Raw genomic sequence first — 438 nt, forward strand, 5'->3', positions numbered from 1 at the left:
CCACAGCGTCCTCGCTGTGTCGCCTCCCACCCACTAAAGAGCGGAAGGACTTTTTCAAAGGAACCTCGTCCCACAAGCACCGTGATCGGTGTCGTGGAGACGGGGTATCAACATATCTGGCGTTGACTTTTGGCACGCTGTTGAGTTCTCAAGGAACGGACGCTTCCTTCGGTCCCGTTTCACCGGGCCCTCCGGGCGCTTCCCTTCGGTGTTTCACACTCTATCAGGTCTTTTCCCTGCTCCCTGACCGCTCATTTCTCGTGCATAAAGGCACGCGAAATCGCAATTCAGAGAATTGAATCAAGATCTCATAGAGGCCGCCCTTGAACCGTGCGGCTAACCGCTTTGTGTCCGTGGGCAGGAGTACGACAGTACAGCGCGCCTCTAGCCGAGGCAAATCGGTTCGCCTGGCGTGGGGGGGGGGGGGGGGGGGGGGGG

It is taken from the genome of Streptomyces sp. 796.1 (genome assembly GCF_047525675.1).
Taxonomy (GTDB): Bacteria; Actinomycetota; Actinomycetes; order Streptomycetales; family Streptomycetaceae; genus Streptomyces.